The 1,176-nt window shown below is 66.0% G+C and carries 2 protein-coding genes; both read left to right on the forward strand.

Features of this window, described 5'->3' with window-relative positions:
• Positions 1-106 precede the first annotated feature (106 nt).
• Positions 107-628, forward strand: coding sequence for a helix-turn-helix domain-containing protein (locus tag ABT130_RS47645; RefSeq protein ID WP_350966509.1), 522 nt, complete (start codon positions 107-109; stop codon positions 626-628).
• Complete coding sequence (locus ABT130_RS47650) at positions 553-1,152, forward strand: transposase (RefSeq protein ID WP_350966510.1); 600 nt, start codon at positions 553-555, stop codon at positions 1,150-1,152. Before ABT130_RS47645 ends, ABT130_RS47650 begins: the two co-directional genes overlap by 76 nt.
• Positions 1,153-1,176 lie beyond the last annotated feature (24 nt).

The raw sequence follows: 1,176 nt of genomic DNA on the forward strand, positions 1-1,176 counted from the left end.
TACTGAGGTTGAAGCTCGGGAGTTAGATCATCGATGGTGATTTATGACCGCTAGATGACCGCACGTTCGGTATGCCGGAGTTATGAGGTATCCGGAAGGCGGTGGATTGACCGCCAAAGATCGAGCGCGACGTGAGGCGGTGCGGCTGCAGGCGGCGGAGATGTTCGCGCAGGGGACGTCGCAGGCCGAGGTGGCGCGGTTGCTGCGGGTCTCGCCGATGTCGGCCAGCCGCTGGTATCGCGCCTGGCAGGCCGGGGGAACCGCGGCGCTGGCCTCCAAAGGACCGGCCGGGTGGCCGTGTCGGCTGAACGAGGAACAGCGCGAGCGACTGGAGGCCGAACTGAAGGCCGGACCGGCCGCGCACGGCTGGGGTGAGGATCAGCGCTGGACACTGGCCCGCATCGCCGAGTTGATCGTCCGGCTGTTTCGTATCCGCTACAGCCTGCGCGGGGTGTCGCTGTTGTTGCACCGGATGGGCTGGTCGCCGCAGATGAGCGTGCACCGGGCCACCGAGCGTGACGAGGTGGTGATCACCTGGTGGAAGACCGAGCAGTGGCAGCGGATAAAAGGACGGCGGCGGCTCAGGACGCGTGGATCTGCTTCCAGGACGAAGCCGGCCAGATCCTGAGACCGCCCAAGGCGCGGACCTGGTCGCGGCGGGGACACCCGCCGGTGGTGACCGTGTCGGGCAAGGGCTCGGGCCGGGTATCGATCGCCGGCCTGGTCTGCTGCAAACCCCGGCGGCGCAGCCGGTTGATCTATCGGATCCGGCTGCATCGGGGCCACAAGGGTGAGCGCCGCAGCTTCGCCGAACGCGATTATGCCGGCCTGCTGGACGCCGCTCATCAGCAGCTCGGCGCGCCGATCGTGCTGGTGTGGGACAACTTGAACACCCATATCAGTCGGGCGATGCGGTCATATATCGCTGCCCGGGATTGGCTGACGGTCTACCGGCTGCCCGCCTATGCGCCCGAACTCAACCCGGCCGAGGGCATCTGGGCCAACCTCCGCACCGGGCTGGGCAACCTGAGAGTCACCGGCTTGGACGCCCTCAACGCGATCATCAAGACCCGGCTGAAACGCATGCAGTACCGGCCCGACCTCATTACCGGCTTCTTCAACGAGACCGGTCTGCCCTTCGAACTGGCCTAACTCTGGAGATTTAAACTCAGTAGC

The organism is Streptosporangium sp. NPDC001681 (genome assembly GCF_040298085.1).
Lineage (GTDB): Bacteria > Actinomycetota > Actinomycetes > Streptosporangiales > Streptosporangiaceae > Streptosporangium.